At 48.4% G+C, this 18088-nt stretch carries 13 protein-coding genes and 2 pseudogenes; 13 read left to right on the plus strand and 2 right to left on the minus strand.

All coding sequences use genetic code 11. The annotated features are described in order from the left end of the window. The first annotated feature begins 61 nt into the window (after nt 1-61). Together IPF95_15165 and IPF95_15170 are read left to right on the plus strand one after the other, a co-directional pair. Nucleotides 62-724 (plus strand): VTT domain-containing protein, encoded by a 663-nt coding sequence (locus tag IPF95_15165; protein MBK6476027.1) that lies wholly within the window; start codon nt 62-64, stop codon nt 722-724. A 43-nt stretch (nt 725-767) separates the two neighbouring features. Further along, nucleotides 768-1499 carry a shikimate dehydrogenase gene (locus IPF95_15170; protein ID MBK6476028.1) on the plus strand — a complete coding sequence of 244 codons (732 nt, stop codon included), beginning with the start codon at nt 768-770 and terminating at the stop codon, nt 1497-1499. Between the two features lie 6 nt (nt 1500-1505). Here the strand turns inward: IPF95_15170 and IPF95_15175 are convergent, their stop codons facing one another. Continuing rightward, nucleotides 1506-1667: a hypothetical protein gene (locus IPF95_15175; protein ID MBK6476029.1), complete on the minus strand. Its 162-nt coding sequence runs from the start codon at nt 1665-1667 to the stop codon at nt 1506-1508. Between the two features lie 380 nt (nt 1668-2047). Here IPF95_15175 and uvrB point away from each other — a divergent pair, with 380 nt between their 5' ends. The 11 genes and pseudogenes from uvrB to IPF95_15230 all read left to right on the plus strand — a co-directional run bounded on the left by uvrB (nt 2048) and on the right by IPF95_15230 (nt 16829). Beyond that, nucleotides 2048-4093, plus strand: coding sequence for an excinuclease ABC subunit UvrB (uvrB, locus tag IPF95_15180; GenBank protein ID MBK6476030.1), 2046 nt, complete (start codon nt 2048-2050; stop codon nt 4091-4093). A gap of 135 nt (nt 4094-4228) precedes the next feature. Further along, nucleotides 4229-5791 carry a T9SS type A sorting domain-containing protein gene (locus IPF95_15185; protein ID MBK6476031.1) on the plus strand — a complete coding sequence of 521 codons (1563 nt, stop codon included), beginning with the start codon at nt 4229-4231 and terminating at the stop codon, nt 5789-5791. Nucleotides 5792-5950: 159 nt separating this feature from the next. After that, nucleotides 5951-8110, plus strand: a complete 2160-nt coding sequence (locus IPF95_15190) for a T9SS type A sorting domain-containing protein (protein ID MBK6476032.1) — start codon at nt 5951-5953, stop codon at nt 8108-8110. A 178-nt stretch (nt 8111-8288) separates the two neighbouring features. Beyond that, nucleotides 8289-9054: pseudogene (locus IPF95_15195) on the plus strand (IS5 family transposase). A 136-nt stretch (nt 9055-9190) separates the two neighbouring features. Beyond that, a complete protein-coding gene (locus IPF95_15200; protein MBK6476033.1) occupies nt 9191-9862 on the plus strand; it encodes a hypothetical protein in 672 nt (223 codons plus the stop codon). A 167-nt stretch (nt 9863-10029) separates the two neighbouring features. Next, nucleotides 10030-10214: pseudogene (locus IPF95_15205) on the plus strand (type II toxin-antitoxin system HicA family toxin). A gap of 8 nt (nt 10215-10222) precedes the next feature. Next, nucleotides 10223-10612 carry a helix-turn-helix transcriptional regulator gene (locus IPF95_15210; protein ID MBK6476034.1) on the plus strand — a complete coding sequence of 130 codons (390 nt, stop codon included), beginning with the start codon at nt 10223-10225 and terminating at the stop codon, nt 10610-10612. Nucleotides 10613-11174: 562 nt separating this feature from the next. Continuing rightward, nucleotides 11175-13136, plus strand: a complete 1962-nt coding sequence (locus tag IPF95_15215) for a tetratricopeptide repeat protein (protein MBK6476035.1) — start codon at nt 11175-11177, stop codon at nt 13134-13136. Between the two features lie 1259 nt (nt 13137-14395). After that, nucleotides 14396-14611 (plus strand): hypothetical protein, encoded by a 216-nt coding sequence (locus IPF95_15220; protein MBK6476036.1) that lies wholly within the window; start codon nt 14396-14398, stop codon nt 14609-14611. Between the two features lie 475 nt (nt 14612-15086). Then, nucleotides 15087-16301, plus strand: coding sequence for an FAD-binding oxidoreductase (locus IPF95_15225; protein MBK6476037.1), 1215 nt, complete (start codon nt 15087-15089; stop codon nt 16299-16301). Between the two features lie 357 nt (nt 16302-16658). Then, nucleotides 16659-16829, plus strand: coding sequence for a DUF1328 domain-containing protein (locus tag IPF95_15230; GenBank protein ID MBK6476038.1), 171 nt, complete (start codon nt 16659-16661; stop codon nt 16827-16829). Nucleotides 16830-17220: 391 nt separating this feature from the next. Here IPF95_15230 and dps read toward each other — a convergent pair whose 3' ends face one another. After that, nucleotides 17221-17757: a DNA starvation/stationary phase protection protein Dps gene (dps, locus tag IPF95_15235; protein MBK6476039.1), complete on the minus strand. Its 537-nt coding sequence runs from the start codon at nt 17755-17757 to the stop codon at nt 17221-17223. Between the last annotated feature and the right edge of the window lie 331 nt (nt 17758-18088).

An 18088-nucleotide genomic window follows, 5' to 3' on the forward strand; every position in this document is an offset into this window, starting at 1 on the left:
TGACTTCCACCAGATCTACGGTTACTGAATACCTGCACCATCATTAGCGGAAAGAAAGTTCATGCTCGACATTATACAAGAATTCTGGTACTTCATTACCCATCTGAATGAATCATTACCTGCATTCGTAGCGGATTACGGCTTGTGGATCTACGGGTTGTTGTTCCTGATCATTTTCGTGGAGACCGGGCTTGTGGTAATGCCTTTCCTCCCAGGTGATTCACTCTTGTTCGTAGCAGGATCCTTGGCAGCTGGCGCTAACCCCTCCATGAACTTCGGTTACCTGTTCGTGTTGCTGTTCCTTGCAGCCGTATTGGGTGATAACCTCAATTATTGGATCGGACGGTACTTCGGCAGCAAAGTGGTAAAATGGCGTTTGTTCGGACGTGATCTCGTTCAAGAGAAACACTTGGAAAAGACCCACTCCTATTTCGAGAAATACGGCGTAAAGACCATCATCATTGCTCGTTTCGTACCGATCGTACGTACGGTAACGCCATTCGTTGCTGGAGTTGGCGCCATGGACTACCGCAAGAAATTCCTGCCCTTTGATGTCATTGGTGGTCTACTTTGGATCGGCAGCATGCTAACCGCCGGATATTTGGTCGGGAACAGCGAGATCGTACAACGCAACTTCCATTATGTGGTGTTCGGTATCATCGGGATCAGTGTATTGCCCATGGTGATCGAATTCATTCGACATCGGATAGCAGCATCCGAATAAACGCAATGCGCAATACTTCCGACACTTTTCCGTTGATCGTCACGTGATAAGATACGGACTCATCGGCAGGTCGCTCAAGCATAGCTGGAGCCAGGAATTCTTCACCAAGAAGTTCCATAAGGAAGGACTTTCGGACCACCATTATGATCCGTTCGAACTTGAGGATATTGAAGACCTTGAGTTGCTTCTCAGCGAGACCAAAGACCTGAAAGGGTTGAACGTAACCCTACCTTATAAGCAGACCGTTATGCCTTTGCTGGATGCCATTGATCCCATGGCCGCAGCGGTCGGAGCGGTGAATACCATCACGATCCGAAATGGCAGGACCACTGGCTACAATACCGATGTGGAAGGGTTCCGAAGCACACTGCTGCCTTTGTTGGATGGCGAGAAACCGCGCGCATTAGTGCTTGGCACAGGTGGTGCAAGCAGAGCGGTGGCGTTCGTTCTGCGTGAATGTGGGGTCAAATTCCGATCGGTCAGTCGCAATAGAGAACGTGGGGATCTTACATGGGACCTGCTGGAACCAGCGATCATTAAAGCCTGCACCCTTATCGTGAACACAACGCCACTCGGGATGTATCCGAATGTTTCTGAAATGCCCGTGCTACCCTATTCCGCCGTTGGTCCAAGGCACCTATTGATCGACCTGGTTTACAACCCACCATACACGCAATTCCTTCAAAAAGGACAAGCGAACGGGGCAAGGATAAGCAACGGATCGACGATGCTACGCGCCCAAGCGGAAGCCAGTTGGCGGATCTGGAACAATTGAAGCGGATCAACGGTTCAACGCCCGCACCACCATCACGATCAGGCAGAACAGGAAAACGAAGATCGTGATCCGATTGATGCCGTGCATGAAGCGTACGCTGCCGTTCGGATCGGACTTGCCGAACAAAGTGCGTGGATCCAGATAATGCAGGACGCGTTTGATGAACATTATGACCCAAAGGTATGTCCAGAGCAAGTACTTTTCATTGGACCGACAAGGCAATCGCGTCTTGAAACGAATTTATTCTTCGCGAATTCCGTTTCTGTGACCCATACCGGGTCAACTAGGGACATGGGGCGATTCTTTATTTCTAATTTCTGTGACCCTTCTCAGGGTCGCGAAAAGCTCATGACGGACCCTGGAAGGGTCACAGAAATTAGACAAAGCCCCTGACAAGTGTGGATTTCGACCCAGAATGGGTCGCAGTGCTTTAGTGGTGAATGATTTAAGAGGCGATAGCCCTGATCGCATCGATGAATGAACCAAGCCTTACCCGTACCTTCGCAGATCGCTCCTGCCAGCGCTGGTGGTGTTGAAAATAGAAAAGAATGCCCTTCGAACTCATCTCAGAATTTCAGCCAACAGGCGATCAACCGGAGGCCATAAAGCAATTGGTCGCAGGGCTGAATGAAGGCGTAACGGCACAAACACTCTTAGGCGTAACCGGTTCCGGGAAGACCTTCACCGTTGCGAACGTGATCGCCGAAGTGGATCGCCCAACGTTGATCCTGAGCCATAACAAGACCTTGGCAGCTCAGCTCTATGGGGAATTCAAGCATTTCTTTCCGAATGACAGCGTGGAGTATTTCGTAAGCTATTACGACTATTACCAACCAGAGGCATTCCTACCGACCACTGGCACCTACATTGAAAAGGACCTTAGCATCAATGACGAGATCGAAAAGTTGCGGTTGGCCACCACCAGTAGCCTACTCAGCGGGAAGCGGAACATCATCGTAGTTGCAAGTGTCAGCTGCATCTATGGCATCGGAAATCCTGCTGAATTCCATAAGACGATCATTCATTTGAAAACGGGGCAGAAGGTTACCCGGAACGCCTTGCTCCACCTGTTCGTTTCTGCATTGTACAGTCGCAAGGACGTTGATCCTACCCGAGGCAACTTCCGTGTGCGTGGTGATGTTGTGGAGGTTTTCCTGGCGTATGCCGATGAAGGATTGCGCATCCATTTCTGGGGCGATGAGATCGAACGCATGGAACGCTTCGATACACTGACGAACCGTACGATCGAAACACAGCAGGAAGTAACCGTTTACCCTGCCAACATCTTTGTAACGAGCAAGGAAACCATGACGAATGCGATCCATGCGATCCAAGCGGATATGGTGAAGCAGGTCGATTTCTTCAAAGAGATCGGCAAGCATTTGGAAGCAAAACGCCTCGAAGAACGCACGCTCTATGATCTTGAGATGATGCGCGAACTGGGGTATTGTTCCGGGATCGAGAACTACAGCCGCTATTTCGATCAACGTGAAGTTGGCCAACGACCGTTCTGCTTATTGGACTACTTCCCGGACGATTTCCTCATGGTGATCGACGAGAGCCACGTGACCGTGAGCCAGGTCACTGCAATGTACGGTGGTGATCGATCGCGCAAACTGAATTTGGTGGAATACGGATTCCGGTTACCGAGTGCGATGGACAATCGCCCTCTGAAATTCGAGGAATTCGAAGGGATGATGGGACAGACCCTGTTCGTAAGTGCCACGCCTGCGGATTATGAGTTGGAGCGGAGTGAAGGCGTTATCGTGGAACAGGTGGTACGACCTACGGGGCTATTGGACCCACCGATCGAAGTTCGCCCAAGCAAGGACCAGATCGATGATCTATTGTATGAGATCCGGCAGCGTGCAGAAAAAGAAGAACGCGTGCTGGTGACGACATTGACCAAACGCATGGCCGAAGAATTGAATGAATTCCTTGGCAAGAACGGCGTGCGATCCAAGTATATCCATAGCGATGTTGAGACCTTGGAACGGATCGAGATCTTACGCCAGCTCCGGTTGGGCATGTTCGATGTACTTGTTGGGGTGAACCTATTACGTGAGGGGTTGGACCTTCCGGAAGTAAGTCTGGTAGCTGTTCTGGACGCGGACAAGGAAGGGTTTCTGCGCAGCAATAGATCGCTCACACAAACAGCAGGACGTGCAGCGCGAAATGTGAACGGACGTGTGATCTTTTATGCGGACAAGATCACGAAGAGCATGCAACGCACCATGGACGATACCGACCGTAGGCGTGAAAAACAAATGGCTTACAACGAAGAGAACGGAATAACGCCAACACAGATCAAACGTGACCGTGGCGATGTGATGAGACAGACTGCCGTAATCGACATCCATGATGCAGCGGGTCGCAGAGCGTACGTAGAGCCGGAAGAGTACAGTTTGGCTGCTGACCCTGTGGTTCAGTTCATGACGCAAGAGCAGATCACAAGGAACGTGGATCTATTGGAATTGCAAATGCGGAAAGCCTCCAAGGAACTTGACTTCATAGCAGCAGCACAATTACGGGATGACCTTTTCGCGATGCGGAAACTATTGAGCGAAAAGGAGAAGGCGTCCAAGGAAGATTGAAGGATCGCAGATCGAAAGCGGGTCACATTTGTTACATTTGGATCTTCCGCACACTTCGGATCCATGTCACGTTTGGATCTGCAGCGCTGCTTTGCTCAGTTAATCATCTACCCTCCTAATAACCGACCATAACATATGAAACTAGTTTACGCCCTCGCGATCTCGGCAGGAACCTTGAGCGCATTACCTGGAAATTCGCAGATCTCTTATGGAGGTCATCCATACGGGATCACGCATACGGTGGATCTTGCTGAAGCGCCTCTGAGCGTGATGGCTGATGTGGATGCCGAAGCACTTATGGCGGTGGATGCCGATCGTGCAGCACAAGGCATCAAAGGCCCTTATCGTTTCGGGTTCAACCACGCTACCGACCTTTCGTTGGAGAACAGCGGTGTTTGGCAAACGCTTTCCAATGGTGATCGCGTTTGGCGTTTGGCCATCCAATGCCCTGGTGCATTCAGCATCAACTTCGAATTCCACGATTACGTTATCCCTGAAGGCGCGCAAGTGTTCGTTTACAATGAACTTGGCGATGTACTAGGTGCTTTCGAGGAAGGTAGCAATGCGGGCAATACGATACTAGGAGTAACCCAATTGGCCGGTGAAAAGATCACGATCGAATATGTTGAACCTTTGGCAGTGCGCGGTCTTGGTCGTTTGATGGTGGGACAGGTAACTCATGGCTATCGTGATATCATGCACATGCAAAAAGGCCTTGGCGACAGTGGTTCTTGCAACAACAATGTGATCTGCCCTGTTGGTGATGACTGGCGCGACCAGATCAACAGTGTGGCCATGATAACTGTTGGTGGAAGCGGAATTTGTTCTGGTACGTTGATCAACAACTGCGCTGTTGACGGAACACCTTACTTTCTTACTGCGAACCATTGCTTGGGCGGAGAGACCTCGTGGGTCTTCCGTTTCAACTGGCAGAGCCCTAATTGCGTCGCCAACCAGAATGGCCCAACGAACCAGACCATCTCCGGTTCAACATTAAAGGCTAGCAGCGCCGGAAGTGACGTGGCATTGCTACAGATGAATGGTACGCCACCTGGAGCCTATGGTGTCTACTATTCAGGCTGGAATAATGGCACGACCGCTGCTTCCAACGTTACGTGCATCCACCATCCTAGTGGTGATGTGAAGAAGATATCTTTCGAGAACCAAGCCGTGACCAGCGCAAGTTTTGGAGGTGCTCAATGCTGGCGCGTTGCAGCATGGGATGATGGAACCACCGAACCGGGTTCATCCGGCAGTGGACTATGGGATCAGAATAAGCGGCTCGTAGGCCAATTGTATGGTGGTCAAGCCGATTGCAGTAACAATGTCAATGACTATTTCGGTAGATTGAGTGTTAGTTTCCCGTTGATCAATACATGGTTGGGTAACTGCGGCACTACCTTGGATGGTTATGATCCATCGACCGTTGGCATCAATGACGTTGCTACCGATCTGGAATTGGAGGTATTACCGAACCCTACGACCGGTGTGCTTTCCGTTATGCTGCCAACCACATTCCGGACCGGTGCAACGTTGAAGGTGTTCGATATGGTAGGTAAAGTGGTTCTTACTCGCATTGTTACCAACAACAAAGAGCGCATCAATTTGGACCTAACGGACCGTAACGAAGGCGTTTATATCCTCCAGGTCGAGAACGGAACGACACGTGCAACTGAGCGGATCCTATTGACACACTAAGGCATTTCAAATTCGCTGAACCCGGCCCGAGTCCATTTTCATTGGTTCGGGCCGGTTTTATTTTGACCCGCCCTATCTTCACGATCCGAATCAACTACACGCACTACCATGCTGAGACACACTACCCTCTTATTAAGTTCCATCCTTGCTTCCGGCCTCATGGCACAGATCTCCTATGGTGGCCGCGCACTTGGTCTGCAAGGTGATGTTCTTCCCGAGGCACCACTTGTGCGCATGCATACGGTTGATGTTGACGCATTGCTCGCCGAGGATGCTGCGCGCGAAGCAGCTGGGATCAAAGGGCCTTACCGATATGGGTTCAATCATGCGGTTGACCTGAACACGGAGAACAGCGGTATTTGGCATACCCTGCGTGATGGTGATCGCGTATGGCGTATAAGCATTGAATGCCCCGGTGCGATTACGACCAATTTTCAATTCCACGATTACGTGGTGCCGGAAGGAGCACGCGTTTTCGTCTACAACACAGCAGGCTTGCAGTTGGGAGCTTATACTGCGGACAGCAATCCGGGACACACGTCCATGGGAGTGCAGCAGATCCCTGGTGATCGGATCACGATCGAATACCATGAACCAGTTGCTGTCGCAGGGCAAGGGCGATTGATGATCGGACAAGTGACGCACGGCTATCGCGACCCGTTCAATTTTGCACGTGATCTTGGTGATAGTGGCAGTTGCAACATCAATGTGATCTGCCCGGAAGGACTGGGTTGGGAAGATGAAGTACGCTCCGTTGCATTGATCGATGCAGGTGGTGGATATTGCACAGGTACCATGATCAACAATTGCGCGCAGGATAGCACACCCTACTTCCTTACCGCGAACCATTGCTTGGGCGGCGGCGTGGACAATTGGGTATTCCGATGGAACTGGAACAGCCCGACCTGTGACCCTACCGAAGACGCACCACAGGACCAGACCATTGCAGGCAGTACACTGTTGGTGAACAGCGCTGGAACGGACGTTGCTTTATTGGAATTGAACAGCATTCCACCGGAAGAGTATGCCGTACACTACGCCGGATGGGACCATGGTCAGGACCCTGCAGAGACCATGACGGGGATCCATCATCCACGTGGCGATATCAAGAAGATCTCCCATTCGGATGGTCCTGCGATCACCGGCACTATGAGCGGTGCGGATTGCTGGCAAGTACAACTTTGGGCCGCCGGAACCACCGAGCCAGGCTCCAGTGGCAGTGGCCTTTGGAATCAGGACCATCGCTTGGTCGGGCAGCTTTTTGGTGGCGAAGCAGCGTGTGGGAATAGTGTGAATGACTTCTATGGAAAGCTCGTTACCAGCTGGCCCCTGCTTGAAGAATACTTGGGAGATTGTTCCGATACGCTGGATGGTTGGGACCTTGGCGAAACGGTTTTTATACCCGACACGAATGATGCTGCCGTAACATCCATCGCCAACATCCCAACGCTCTTGTGCGGAACGGATTCCATCATTCCGCAGATCTCTTTAAAGAACAACAGCAACGTGGTGATGACCATGATGGACGTGATCTACGGTCTCGTCGGTGGAATTGAGGACACCTTGAATTGGACCGGTACACTTCAACCGGACCAAACGGTGATCCTCTTCCTACCAACGATCTACGTACCGAATGGCGAACAGATACTGAACGTCTCTGCCAGTATGCCGAACGGAATTCCGGATGCGAACTTGGATAACGACACATGGAGCTTTGCATTCACTGTTGTCTATCCGAGCGAGACCGTTATTCTGGCCCTGACCCCGGACAATTACGGTGCGGACATTACGTGGGAGATCACCAGCTCCATTGGTACGGTGTTGTATGAAGGTGGCCCATACACCAACAACAACTCGGGCGTTACGGACTCACTGATGTTCTGCTTAACGGACACTTGTTACACGTTCACGATCTACGATGAATTCGGTGACGGCATTTGTTGCGACGCGGGCGAAGGACATTATGAGATCTTCGGACTGTACGGCAACGAATACGCAAGCAGCGATGGCCAATACACGTTTCAGAACAGCAACTCCTTTTGTGTGAGTTTGGTAGGCATCAACGAACCAACGGACGCCGGTACACTGAACCTCTACCCGAACCCGACGACCGGAAACCTCACCGTACAACTGGCCGGCATGGAAGGAAGAACGGAACTAACGCTCTTGGACAACACGGGCCGCATTGTGGAGCAACGGATTGTTAACGGAACCAAGCAACTCACTCTTGACCTCAGCACATTGGCAGAAGGCCTGTACGCATTGCAAGCGCAACATGCCGGTGGCCGTGTGGTGCAGCAGGTGATGGTGGTTCGTTAGGGATCGCCGGGACTTGTTTGTGAAAACAAGTGAGGGCTTGTAGGCAGGCTTATGTGATTAGAAGGAATCTCAAAAATAAGCATTGCCTAAGTTATCTATGAACACTGGGCTTTGATCAACTTTTTAATGTTCCAGTTGATCTTCTTCTTTGGCGCAATGTACTTCGCTAAGAAAAGCGATGGACATCAGCGACAAGCAATGGGAAGTGTTGGAAAAACCGCTTACAAGTATTTTTCATAAGAGCGAAACACGTGGCAGGCCCAGACAAGATCCACGTGCGGTGCTTAACGGGATCTTGTGGATATGCCGGACCGGTGCACCATGGGCAGATCTACCTGGCAGATACCCGCCATACCAGACTTGCCATCGGTACCACAAACACTGGTGCAAGAGCGGTTCTTGGGATAAACTGCTGCATGCTCTTGCATCGGATCTACGCGATCGAGGAAGATCGACATTACCGAATGCTTTATCGATGGCACCTTCGCAAGTGCCAAAAAAAGGGGGCTTGTGTTGGACCTACTAAGAAAGGGAAAGGCACCAAGATCATGGCAGTCACAGACGCTGTTGGTATTCCTCTCACCGTACGGGCCTTTAGCGCCAGCACCCATGAAGTAAAGCTAGCCGATAGGACGATCCGTTCGTGTGCCATAAAGCCCAAACGTGTGATCGCCGACAGGGCGTACGACAGTGACAAACTAAGACGCACATTGAAGAAACGCGGAATCCAACTGGTATGTCCGCACAGGAGTAACAGAAAACGACAAGTGCATCAAGATGGACGGGAATTACGGCGCTACAAACGCCGCTGGAAGGTCGAAAGGTTGTTCGCGTGGTTGTTTAACTCGCGCCGTACATTCGTTCGGTATGAATACCATGCAGACCTCTTCTTAGGCATGGTGCAGTTGGCTTGCGTAATGATAATTCTCAAAAGTTATTTTTGAGATGGCTTCTAGATACTTCATGTAAGTGCATAACATATTCGCCTATAACAAACCCACTAGCAACCAGTTACAACAAACTGTCGACTTAGCAGAATAACACGCATTATGTGTTACATGATTGTTGCCGCACATAGGAATGACGAACATCGAGCTTAGAAATATTGACCCTGAGGACATCGAAGACCTGCTCTTAGAAGTGGAGGCTTCGTTCGATATCAAATTCACGGATAACGAGCTTGCTCACGTACGGACTTTCGGAGATATAATTGACCACATCAAGAGCAAGATTAAGCTCGTTAATACGGACGATTGCACAACTCAGCAAGCCTTTTACAAATTGCGGCGGGCAATATTTACAACGCTGCAAATTGACAAGGATAGGCTAACTCCTGATACTTTGCTCCAAGAGCTATTACCAAGGAAGACTAGAAAAACCGGAATAGAAAGTATTGAACAAGCCTTAGGGTTCAAGTTATCAATCGTACGACCGCCTCATATCGTGACTGGCTTTCTGATAATACTTCTTTTAGGTTCTTTCATTGGACTGTTTTACAACTGGCTGTTTGGACTTGCTGGTCTTGGACTTGCAATTTGTGGATTATGGCTTGCATTAAAACCAGGAAACGAGCTTGACATTAAAACTGTAGGACAACTTGCAGTGAAAATGACTAGAGAAAATTACTTAAAGTCCAGACGCAATCCCAAGACTTACAATAACACCGAAATAGAGAAAGTCCTGACCGATTGGTTCAGCTATGACTTCGGTATTGACAAGAGTAAGCTGACCAGAGAAGCTCGATTGACTTGAAAAAGAAATAAAACGATGCGGCAACAAAGGCTAAACCACACGCCCAACCCTCCAACCGTTGCGCGATGCTTTAGCCAAACCGATATGTCATCGACCGGACCATAATTTAGTTCTTGATACGACGCTGACCCACTTGCTGAAAAGTTAATTATTATTTACCTTTGTCAATGAAGTGTTCCGAAGCTTTACGAATACTGAAGAGGAATGGGTGGTATCCTGTTTCCAACAGGGTTCACATGTAAAACTGAAACATAATGAGATAGCTGGCACGATCATTTTTCCGGATCATGGCAGCCAGGAACTAGGACACGGACTACAGAAGAAGCTTTTCAAACAAGCGGGGATCAAATGATCAAAGAGATGAAGAAATTGAAAAAGAAGATAGACATCGTTGTAGAGAAAACAGCTACCGGATATTCGGCATACGCTGAAGACCAAGGAGCATTCACCACTTCTAAGAACATCCCTTCGCTCTACGAGAATCTATTGGAAGCACTTAATCTTCACTACGAAGAACATGGCTATTTGGTCACAGCTGATAATCTGCGATTGAGGATGGACCTTCAACAGTTCTTCCAGTACTACAAGGTACTCAATGCAAACTTCCTAGCGAAACGGATCGGAATGAATCCAAGCCTGTTATCCCAGTATGTGCGAGGGAAGAAACAACCATCGAATAAACAGACCGAAAAGATCATGCACGGCATTCAGAATATCGGTATGGAATTGTCCTCGATCAACTTTGTATGAACGGATAAGAAAAGACCAACACGCAATAAGCTGTAATCGGCTTAGGCCGCATAGATCCCGCAACCGAGCCGAAACCTTATCCAAAAAGCCGATACATTCATGCGTTAGCTACCTACCACTCAATACTTCCACAAGTAGTACATCAGCTTCACGTACTCGTTGGTCACCATCAATAGTCTGTCAACGCTTTGCCACCAGCGGTTACTGTCGTAACGGTCGGAGTGAGCGGGGTTTCTTAAACGAAAGGTCTACTGAGATCCTGAAACGCGGTATTTCATTCATCAACGTATAGTCAACAGTAATGCCTGCCGAGCCTCAGGCATACGCCAGGGAAGAGCACCACATAAAAGCGGACCCGATCCAAGGCACATACAATATCTCGTTGGATAACCGCGCAGATCTTCGCATGCAATAGCATCAGGCGTGTTAATAGGACCATCAATCGGCTGGATACTATATTAGCTGGTAACCAACACACTACCGAACTGTAACAAAAAACAATGACCTAGTTTTATGACACATATTGTTTGTTATTCGATCGAAACCAAATGAACAGATCCAAATGAAAAAGCTACTTCTGCTGATCATTATTTCCTTCTTAGGTCCATGCGTGAAAGCCCAAACGGATCTGGACTCTCTGTTGAACGTCTGGCAAGACGAAGCACAACACGACTCTGATCGAGTAAGTGCTTACAAGAGTTACATAAACGATGGTTTTCTGTTCTCGCACCCTGATACTGCATTCATTTTAGCACAGAACCTATTGCACTATGGTGAGGCCCATCAATATGAAAAAGCGAGGGCGGTGGCATACAACGTTATGGGTGTTTCCGATCTTAATAGATCTGACTACCGTAGAGCCCTGAAATACTTTGAGCTTAGTTTGAAGATCAGTGATAGCATCGGAGACAAAAAAGGCATTGGTGCGAGTATCGGGAACATCGGGAATATCTACAAAGAACAAGGGGCCTACCCGAAAGCACTTGACCACTACCAGCGTAGTTTGAAGATCAGTAAGGAAATCGGGAATATACAAGGCAGTGCAGCAGCGATCAGCAACATTGGAAATATCTACTACTACCAAGGTGACTTACCGAAAGCGCTGGACTATTACCAGCGCAGCCTGAAGATCTATGAAGAAACCGGGAATAAACAAGGCAGTGCGTACACCATACATAATATTGGGATCATCTACTCTGAACAAGGGGACTCCCTCAAAGCACTGGACTATTATCAGCGCAGTTTGACGATCTGTGAAAATATAGGAAATGATAAAGCAACTGCAACCTCCTTAAGCAGTATTGCCAGTGTTTACGCAGCTCAAGGTGACTACCCCAAAGCGCTGGATCATTACCAACGTGGTTTGAACATTTGTGAAAAGATCGGAGACAAATGGGGCCTTACGATAATCACAAGGGGCATTGGATATGTCCACAACGCAAAAAGGGACTACGCCAAAGCATTGGAATTCTGCAATAGATCTCTGGTTTCCAGCAAAGAAATTGGTGCACTTAAAGAAGAAAAACAGGCTTACGATTGCTTATACGCGACGTACAAAGCCATGGGCAAGAGCAACGAGGCCTTGGTGTATTTAGAGAAATTACAGGCAATCGTTGACAGCTTGAATGCGGCAGAAACGACCAAAATACTCCAGCAGATGGAGTTTACCAAGCAGGTGTTAGCGGATAGCATCGCCACAGCAGAAAAAGAGCGCCTCGTGGAAGATGCCCACAGAGAAGAGGTGAGAAAGCAGAACAGAACCCGCAATATGATGGCCGGAGGCGGGGTCATGCTAATGGTCTTGGCTGGTGGCCTCTACGGTAGAGTGCGCTACATCAGAAGATCGAAAGCCGTTCTACAAGTTGAGAAGGATCGTTCAGAGAATCTCTTGCTCAACATTCTGCCTGCCGATATAGCAGCAGAACTCAAAGAAAAAGGCCGAGTGGATGCTCAGGACTTTGACCTGGTCAGCATTCTATTTACCGACTTCAAAGGCTTTACGGCCGCCAGCGAGAAGCTTAGCGCACAGGAATTAGTAGCCGAGATCAATTCCTGTTTTGAAGCCTTTGACGGCATTATGGGCAAGTACACTATTGAGAAGATCAAGACCATTGGCGATGCATACATGGCCGCTGGCGGTTTGCCTGTTACTTCAGATGCATCCGTAAAGAACACCGTTCTAGCTGCGTTGGAAATGCAATTATTCATTGCTAAGCGCAAGGCGGATCGAGATGCCAAAGGACTACCCGCTTTCGAAATGCGCGTAGGGATCCACACAGGTCCCATTGTGGCAGGGATAGTTGGCGTCAGAAAATTCCAATACGACATATGGGGAGACACTGTGAACACAGCAAGTCGCATGGAAAGCAACGGCGAAATCGGCAAAGTGAACATCAGTCAGACCACCTATGAATTGCTTAAAGCAGATCCTGAATTTGCGTTTGAATCCAGAGGCAAGATCGAGGCGAAAGGGAAAGGTGAATTGGACATGTGGTTCGTGAGCTTGAAAGCAGAAAGAGCATAACGTGGCATCCATATAGCCAATATTCAATAGCTGCTGGACGATGTTTATCATAACAAGTTATACCTTGTCAATACAGCGCAAAGAGCCAAAATGGATTCAAGGAATTCGACTACCACCCTTTCAGATCTGAAACAATTCAAAGATTGGGTCGTCGCAGGGATCAGTGAGGATATGATGAACCCTAAGAAAACGCTGGCCCTAAAAGACTTCTCGATCAATGTAAGACTAAAGCTTGCGGCATAGTGGACTGCTACTAGGTTCTTCTATTTGTATGGAGATCATCCCGGATCATGCATTAGAAAACTTATTGCGACCTCAAACCCTTAGCCCACGGACTCCACCGTACGGCGGATACTTTTCGCTCAATCTCCATAGCTATGCTATGATCCAATCGCGAAAAGTCCCATGGCCGTTGGGTTGGAACCCTCATCACGCTTCTCTAATGCATGATCTGGGATTATTTTGAGTTGTACACCTCTGACAAGTTGAACTGTCTAATCACTGGGGAGAATGTCCTGAACATCCGTACAGCGCTGTTCATTGCCTCTTTCATCATGGTCCTACCACCATTAGTGATCGCACTCTCCCTACTGGTAAAGCTGTGATGAGCCTGAGGTCATACATTGTTATCGGATCACTATTCACCCTAATGATGTTGCTGATAGCCGTTGGAAGCCTTACGCTTTGGTATGGCTCATATACCATTTGGAAGTAGATCGGTAAAAAAAGGAGCTGAACGTGTTAGCAAACCGACCTGCATTTGTGCGTTAATGCTATTCGCAAATGGTCGTTAGCTTCAACAACCACCTAGCAGCATCCAAACGAGGAGAAAAACGATCACAGTCCCGAAACATCCGCCGCCCCATTTGTAAGCAGCGCCGCCCGCAAGTAATCCTCTGAATATGTTATTCATGTGTAATTAGGTTTAGAATACTTCCTTGTCCAAAAAAAAGGCCAGAATTCAGGCGTCCAGTAGCGATATTAAGTGGACACAATATCTACCCTATTCCATTCGCTCGGCGTTAAGGCGTAGTCTTCAATAGTACTGATCAAACTGTATGCAACCTGAGGAATTCAGTGCACATTTTGGGGTATGGTCCCGCTCAACGGGTGATGCCGCTTTTGAACGAGGACCACCTGCGATCATCAGATCACCAAATTACTGAACGATAACGACACGCAGAACAACATCGCGTGCTGGATAATGAGATCGGCGAATGATCTGCAATAGAACAAGGAGAATTTCAGATCAATAGAACATGAACAATTCAGATCCAAAGAAGAAAAAACCTGAACCGATCCCGGGGCAGAAAAGAAATGCGGAAGAACAGCCTTCAGTACCTGCAGTACCTCCATCGGACACAGAAGCCGAGGCGGATCAGCAAGCTGACAAAGGCGCATTACCTAAGAGCGTTCAAGGAGACCACGGCGCACCCAAGCCTATTGTTAATCCTGGTCCAGAAGGAGACCAATAGACATCAAGCCATAGGTTGAGGTGGGTTCGGGTCATTCGGGTGGATCGGTGTTGGTGGATCCGGTTGACCGGTACTCGGCGGCACTTCTTGCGGTGGGCGCGTAGGAGTTCACGGAACTGGCTCACGGACAGGTTTTACAGGATCATAAGGCTCTATGATAGGTGAAGGTTGCTTACCTGATCCAACGTCTTTGTGGGTTAAGGTATTCTCCTCAATTCGGTTTTGCTTACTCTTCTTTAATACGAACACAAATACAAGAGTTGTCCCATTTGCTTTACCCTTCGTTCCAAATTGATGCTATGCCAATCCTTTCATTTCCAATTATCCGACGGATGAGGGAGCAGCAGCATGGTAATTACACGGACCGACGCGTCCACTATAATAATTCGCATCCGATCAGACATTACCTCCTGTGCTTCGAAAAGGGCATGATCCTGGAATGCCGACATTTACTTGAACTCGAACGATCGTATCCATGAAACTTACTTCTGCCAACGCTTTCTGGGCGCTTTCAAATGGATTGAAGACCACCTATCCATCCGTTAATGAGGATATTGAAACCGATGTTGTTATCATAGGAGCTGGGATAACCGGCGGTTTGATCGCCCATCAATGCGTATCGGATGGTCATCGTGTGGTTATTCTGGACAAACGTGAAGTCTGTCATGGAAGCACTTCAGCTACAACATCATTGCTGCAATATGAGATCGATGTGCCCTTATTCAAGTTGATCGAAAAAGTAGGTGAAGAACATGCTATAGCAAGTTACAAGGCTTGTCATCGATCTATCGACATAGTGGAGAAACTAGCCTTGGATCTGAGCAGGGACAGCGGATTCAAACGAAAATCATCGATCTACTTCTGTACCAAAAAAGGTCAGTTGAAGGCACTTCGAAAAGAATTCGAAGTGAGAAAGCACTACGGCTTTGAAGTAGAGTGGATAATGGGGAATGAGTTGCAGAATGAATATGGACTGAAAGGTGCTCTAGGCGCGATCAGGTCGGCACAAGGAGCAAGCGTGGATGCCTATACACTAGCCTACGACCTACTGGCTGCTTCAGTAGAAAAAGGACTGATCGTGCGCGACAACACCGAAGTGACCAAAGTGGAACACGACCAGGATGCTGTAAAAGTCATAACCTGCGATGGCCATCGGTTGAAAGCCAAGAAGTTGATCTATTGCAATGGCTTCGAAAGCACGGAGATCCTGGGGCGCTCGTTCGTAAAGCTCTTATCTACTTACGCAACAGTTGGGGAGCAATTACCAGGACCAGAAACAGTTCTGGATGATGTTCTCTTCTGGAATATGGCTGATCCATACATCTACGCGAGGGCAACGGACGATGGGCGGATGCTGATCGGTGGTGAGGATGAAGAATTCGTGGATCCTCAAAAACGTGATCGACGTATTCAAAAGAAAGCTGAGAAGCTTGAAAAGACCATGCATGAATTGTTTCCGAAAATGCCATACAAGGTCGACTTCGCATGGGCAGGCACATTCGGTGAAACCGAGGATGGCTGTCCGTTCATCGGTGAACACAAGGATCATCCTAACACGTATTGGGTGCTAGGCTTTGGAGGAAATGGTATCACGTTCTCCACCATTGGTCGTGAAATGGTCTCGGCCTATTTGTCCGGCCAAGATCATCCAATGGATGAACCATGGGGATTCCCTGGTCGGTTCAAATGAGCGGTAAAAATGCAACCCGTAGGAACCGCGTTGCCGAAGCTTTGTAAGCGTGCCTGCGATCCTTGCGCTGACGGGCATAAGTCAACCATCACCTGCACATTTGACTGACCATCTGAGCCATTCGAGCGATGCTGTCAACGTCCAGCGCAACCAACCATTTTCACTGAAGCATTCTACGCGTTGAGTGATATTCTCCATCTGGGAACTGGAACAGAAATTCGAGTTCATTAGCACGGAGAATTCCCCAGAACCAAACTTAAAATGGGAAAAACTTCCCCAGAACGGTTCCTATCACATGCTCATCGATAACGGTACATTAAATGCAACGTACAATTCGAACCAAAAAACCAAAACAAAATGATCCGCTGGGTAATCACCTTTCTCGTTATCGCACTTATTGCAGCCTTTTTTGGCTTTGGAGGAATAGCCGCAGGAGCGGCTGAGATCGCGAAAGTGATCTTCTATCTATTCTTGGTCCTTTTTGTGATCTCGTTGATATTCGGAGGTCGTATCTGGCCGAAGAAGTAGTAGATGTTCCTAAAAAGAAGAATACCTGGATCGAACTGGTGCTGCTGGTTCAATTCAGGTATTTTTTTGACCCGATAAAACAAATTACCGGCGCGCTACCGTTGATCAGGTCCTCGTCGAATCATATACCACAGATCTTATTGGAATTGTGTTATCAACATCATGTTCCCTTGATCTGGCATGATCTGAAATCACCGAACGAACCTAATTGCCGTTCAAAGCCCCACTAGACCTCAACAGTCCGGTTACGCAGTATTTCCTTGGAACCCATTACCATATTCACGGAACAACTCGTTGCAGATGGAGTAGTACATTTCCAATTCAGCTTACCCGTTCAAGGTTGCATCCACGTGAGACCGCATCAGAATACCTGCTCAGATCACTGGGAATTTCATGATCTTGCCTGACCATGAGCCTCAACGAACCAGAGCCACTTATCGACACCACGGGATACTTCGGTGAATAGGTCAGCGGTATCGGCATCATCCATATCCTCCGCCTTATCGATCGCGTTCCGCACCTGTGTGCCGTATGCGGCCAATGCCTTCGTTACTGCCTCCACATGAGCTTCGCCAGTACTAATATCCCTTGGATACTCGGGTAGATCCGAACCTGCCACAGCTGCCCTTGCAGTTCCGTATACGGTGCCACCAAGCATCACCGCACGCTCTGCGATCTTATCAACGTATGCTTCTGTAGCTTCATAGATCTCATCGAACAGTTTATGAAGCCCAATGAAATTAGGTCCCTTCACATTCCAATGAGCTTGCTTCATTTGTAAATTGAGGTCCACTGAATCCGCTAATCTATCGTTCAATAATTCAACGATCCCAACTCGCGTTTTCTTTGGTAGACCATTGGATGTATCATGCATCTGCGTTTGTGCGGCTTTCACACGCTTTGTTCCTGTATTCTTCTTAGTTGCCATTTGTTCTTTGGTTTCATTTGGTTGTGGAATATCACGGTCCATCCCCGTGCCATATAGTTCACTGCTCGGCATATGCCGGATCCCAGTGGCTCCCTGTGATCCGGGTATGATCAATTGTGTAGATCACTACACGCTTCGTAATGCAACTGTGGTACAAAATCCACGTTACTGTTCAATTAGTCTTGGTTCCACAAAGGAGCTTTGTCTGGGATCAATGAACTCCGATGGATCAGGACCATTGTCACATTCCTCTGTGATCAAGAAATAAATGGTAGGCGATGACCAAATACCATCAACGATGCTGTGATCATGATCATTGGGCCGCAAAGCA

This window comes from Flavobacteriales bacterium, from assembly GCA_016704485.1.
GTDB lineage: Bacteria > Bacteroidota > Bacteroidia > Flavobacteriales_F > PHOS-HE28 > PHOS-HE28.

Excerpts from the sequence above, each read along its gene's own strand:
- IPF95_15165 (MBK6476027.1), top strand. The coding sequence starts at position 62 with ATGCTCGACATTATACAAGAATTCTGGTACTTCATTACCCATCTGAAT.
- IPF95_15175 (MBK6476029.1), bottom strand. The coding sequence starts at position 1,667 with ATGTTCATCAAACGCGTCCTGCATTATCTGGATCCACGCACTTTGTTC.
- uvrB (MBK6476030.1), top strand. The coding sequence starts at position 2,048 with ATGCCCTTCGAACTCATCTCAGAATTTCAGCCAACAGGCGATCAACCG.
- IPF95_15185 (MBK6476031.1), top strand. The coding sequence starts at position 4,229 with ATGAAACTAGTTTACGCCCTCGCGATCTCGGCAGGAACCTTGAGCGCA.
- IPF95_15190 (MBK6476032.1), top strand. The coding sequence starts at position 5,951 with ATGGCACAGATCTCCTATGGTGGCCGCGCACTTGGTCTGCAAGGTGAT.
- IPF95_15200 (MBK6476033.1), top strand. The coding sequence starts at position 9,191 with ATGACGAACATCGAGCTTAGAAATATTGACCCTGAGGACATCGAAGAC.
- IPF95_15210 (MBK6476034.1), top strand. The coding sequence starts at position 10,223 with ATGAAGAAATTGAAAAAGAAGATAGACATCGTTGTAGAGAAAACAGCT.
- IPF95_15215 (MBK6476035.1), top strand. The coding sequence starts at position 11,175 with ATGAAAAAGCTACTTCTGCTGATCATTATTTCCTTCTTAGGTCCATGC.
- IPF95_15220 (MBK6476036.1), top strand. The coding sequence starts at position 14,396 with ATGAACAATTCAGATCCAAAGAAGAAAAAACCTGAACCGATCCCGGGG.
- IPF95_15225 (MBK6476037.1), top strand. The coding sequence starts at position 15,087 with ATGAAACTTACTTCTGCCAACGCTTTCTGGGCGCTTTCAAATGGATTG.
- IPF95_15230 (MBK6476038.1), top strand. The coding sequence starts at position 16,659 with ATGATCCGCTGGGTAATCACCTTTCTCGTTATCGCACTTATTGCAGCC.
- dps (MBK6476039.1), bottom strand. The coding sequence starts at position 17,757 with ATGGCAACTAAGAAGAATACAGGAACAAAGCGTGTGAAAGCCGCACAA.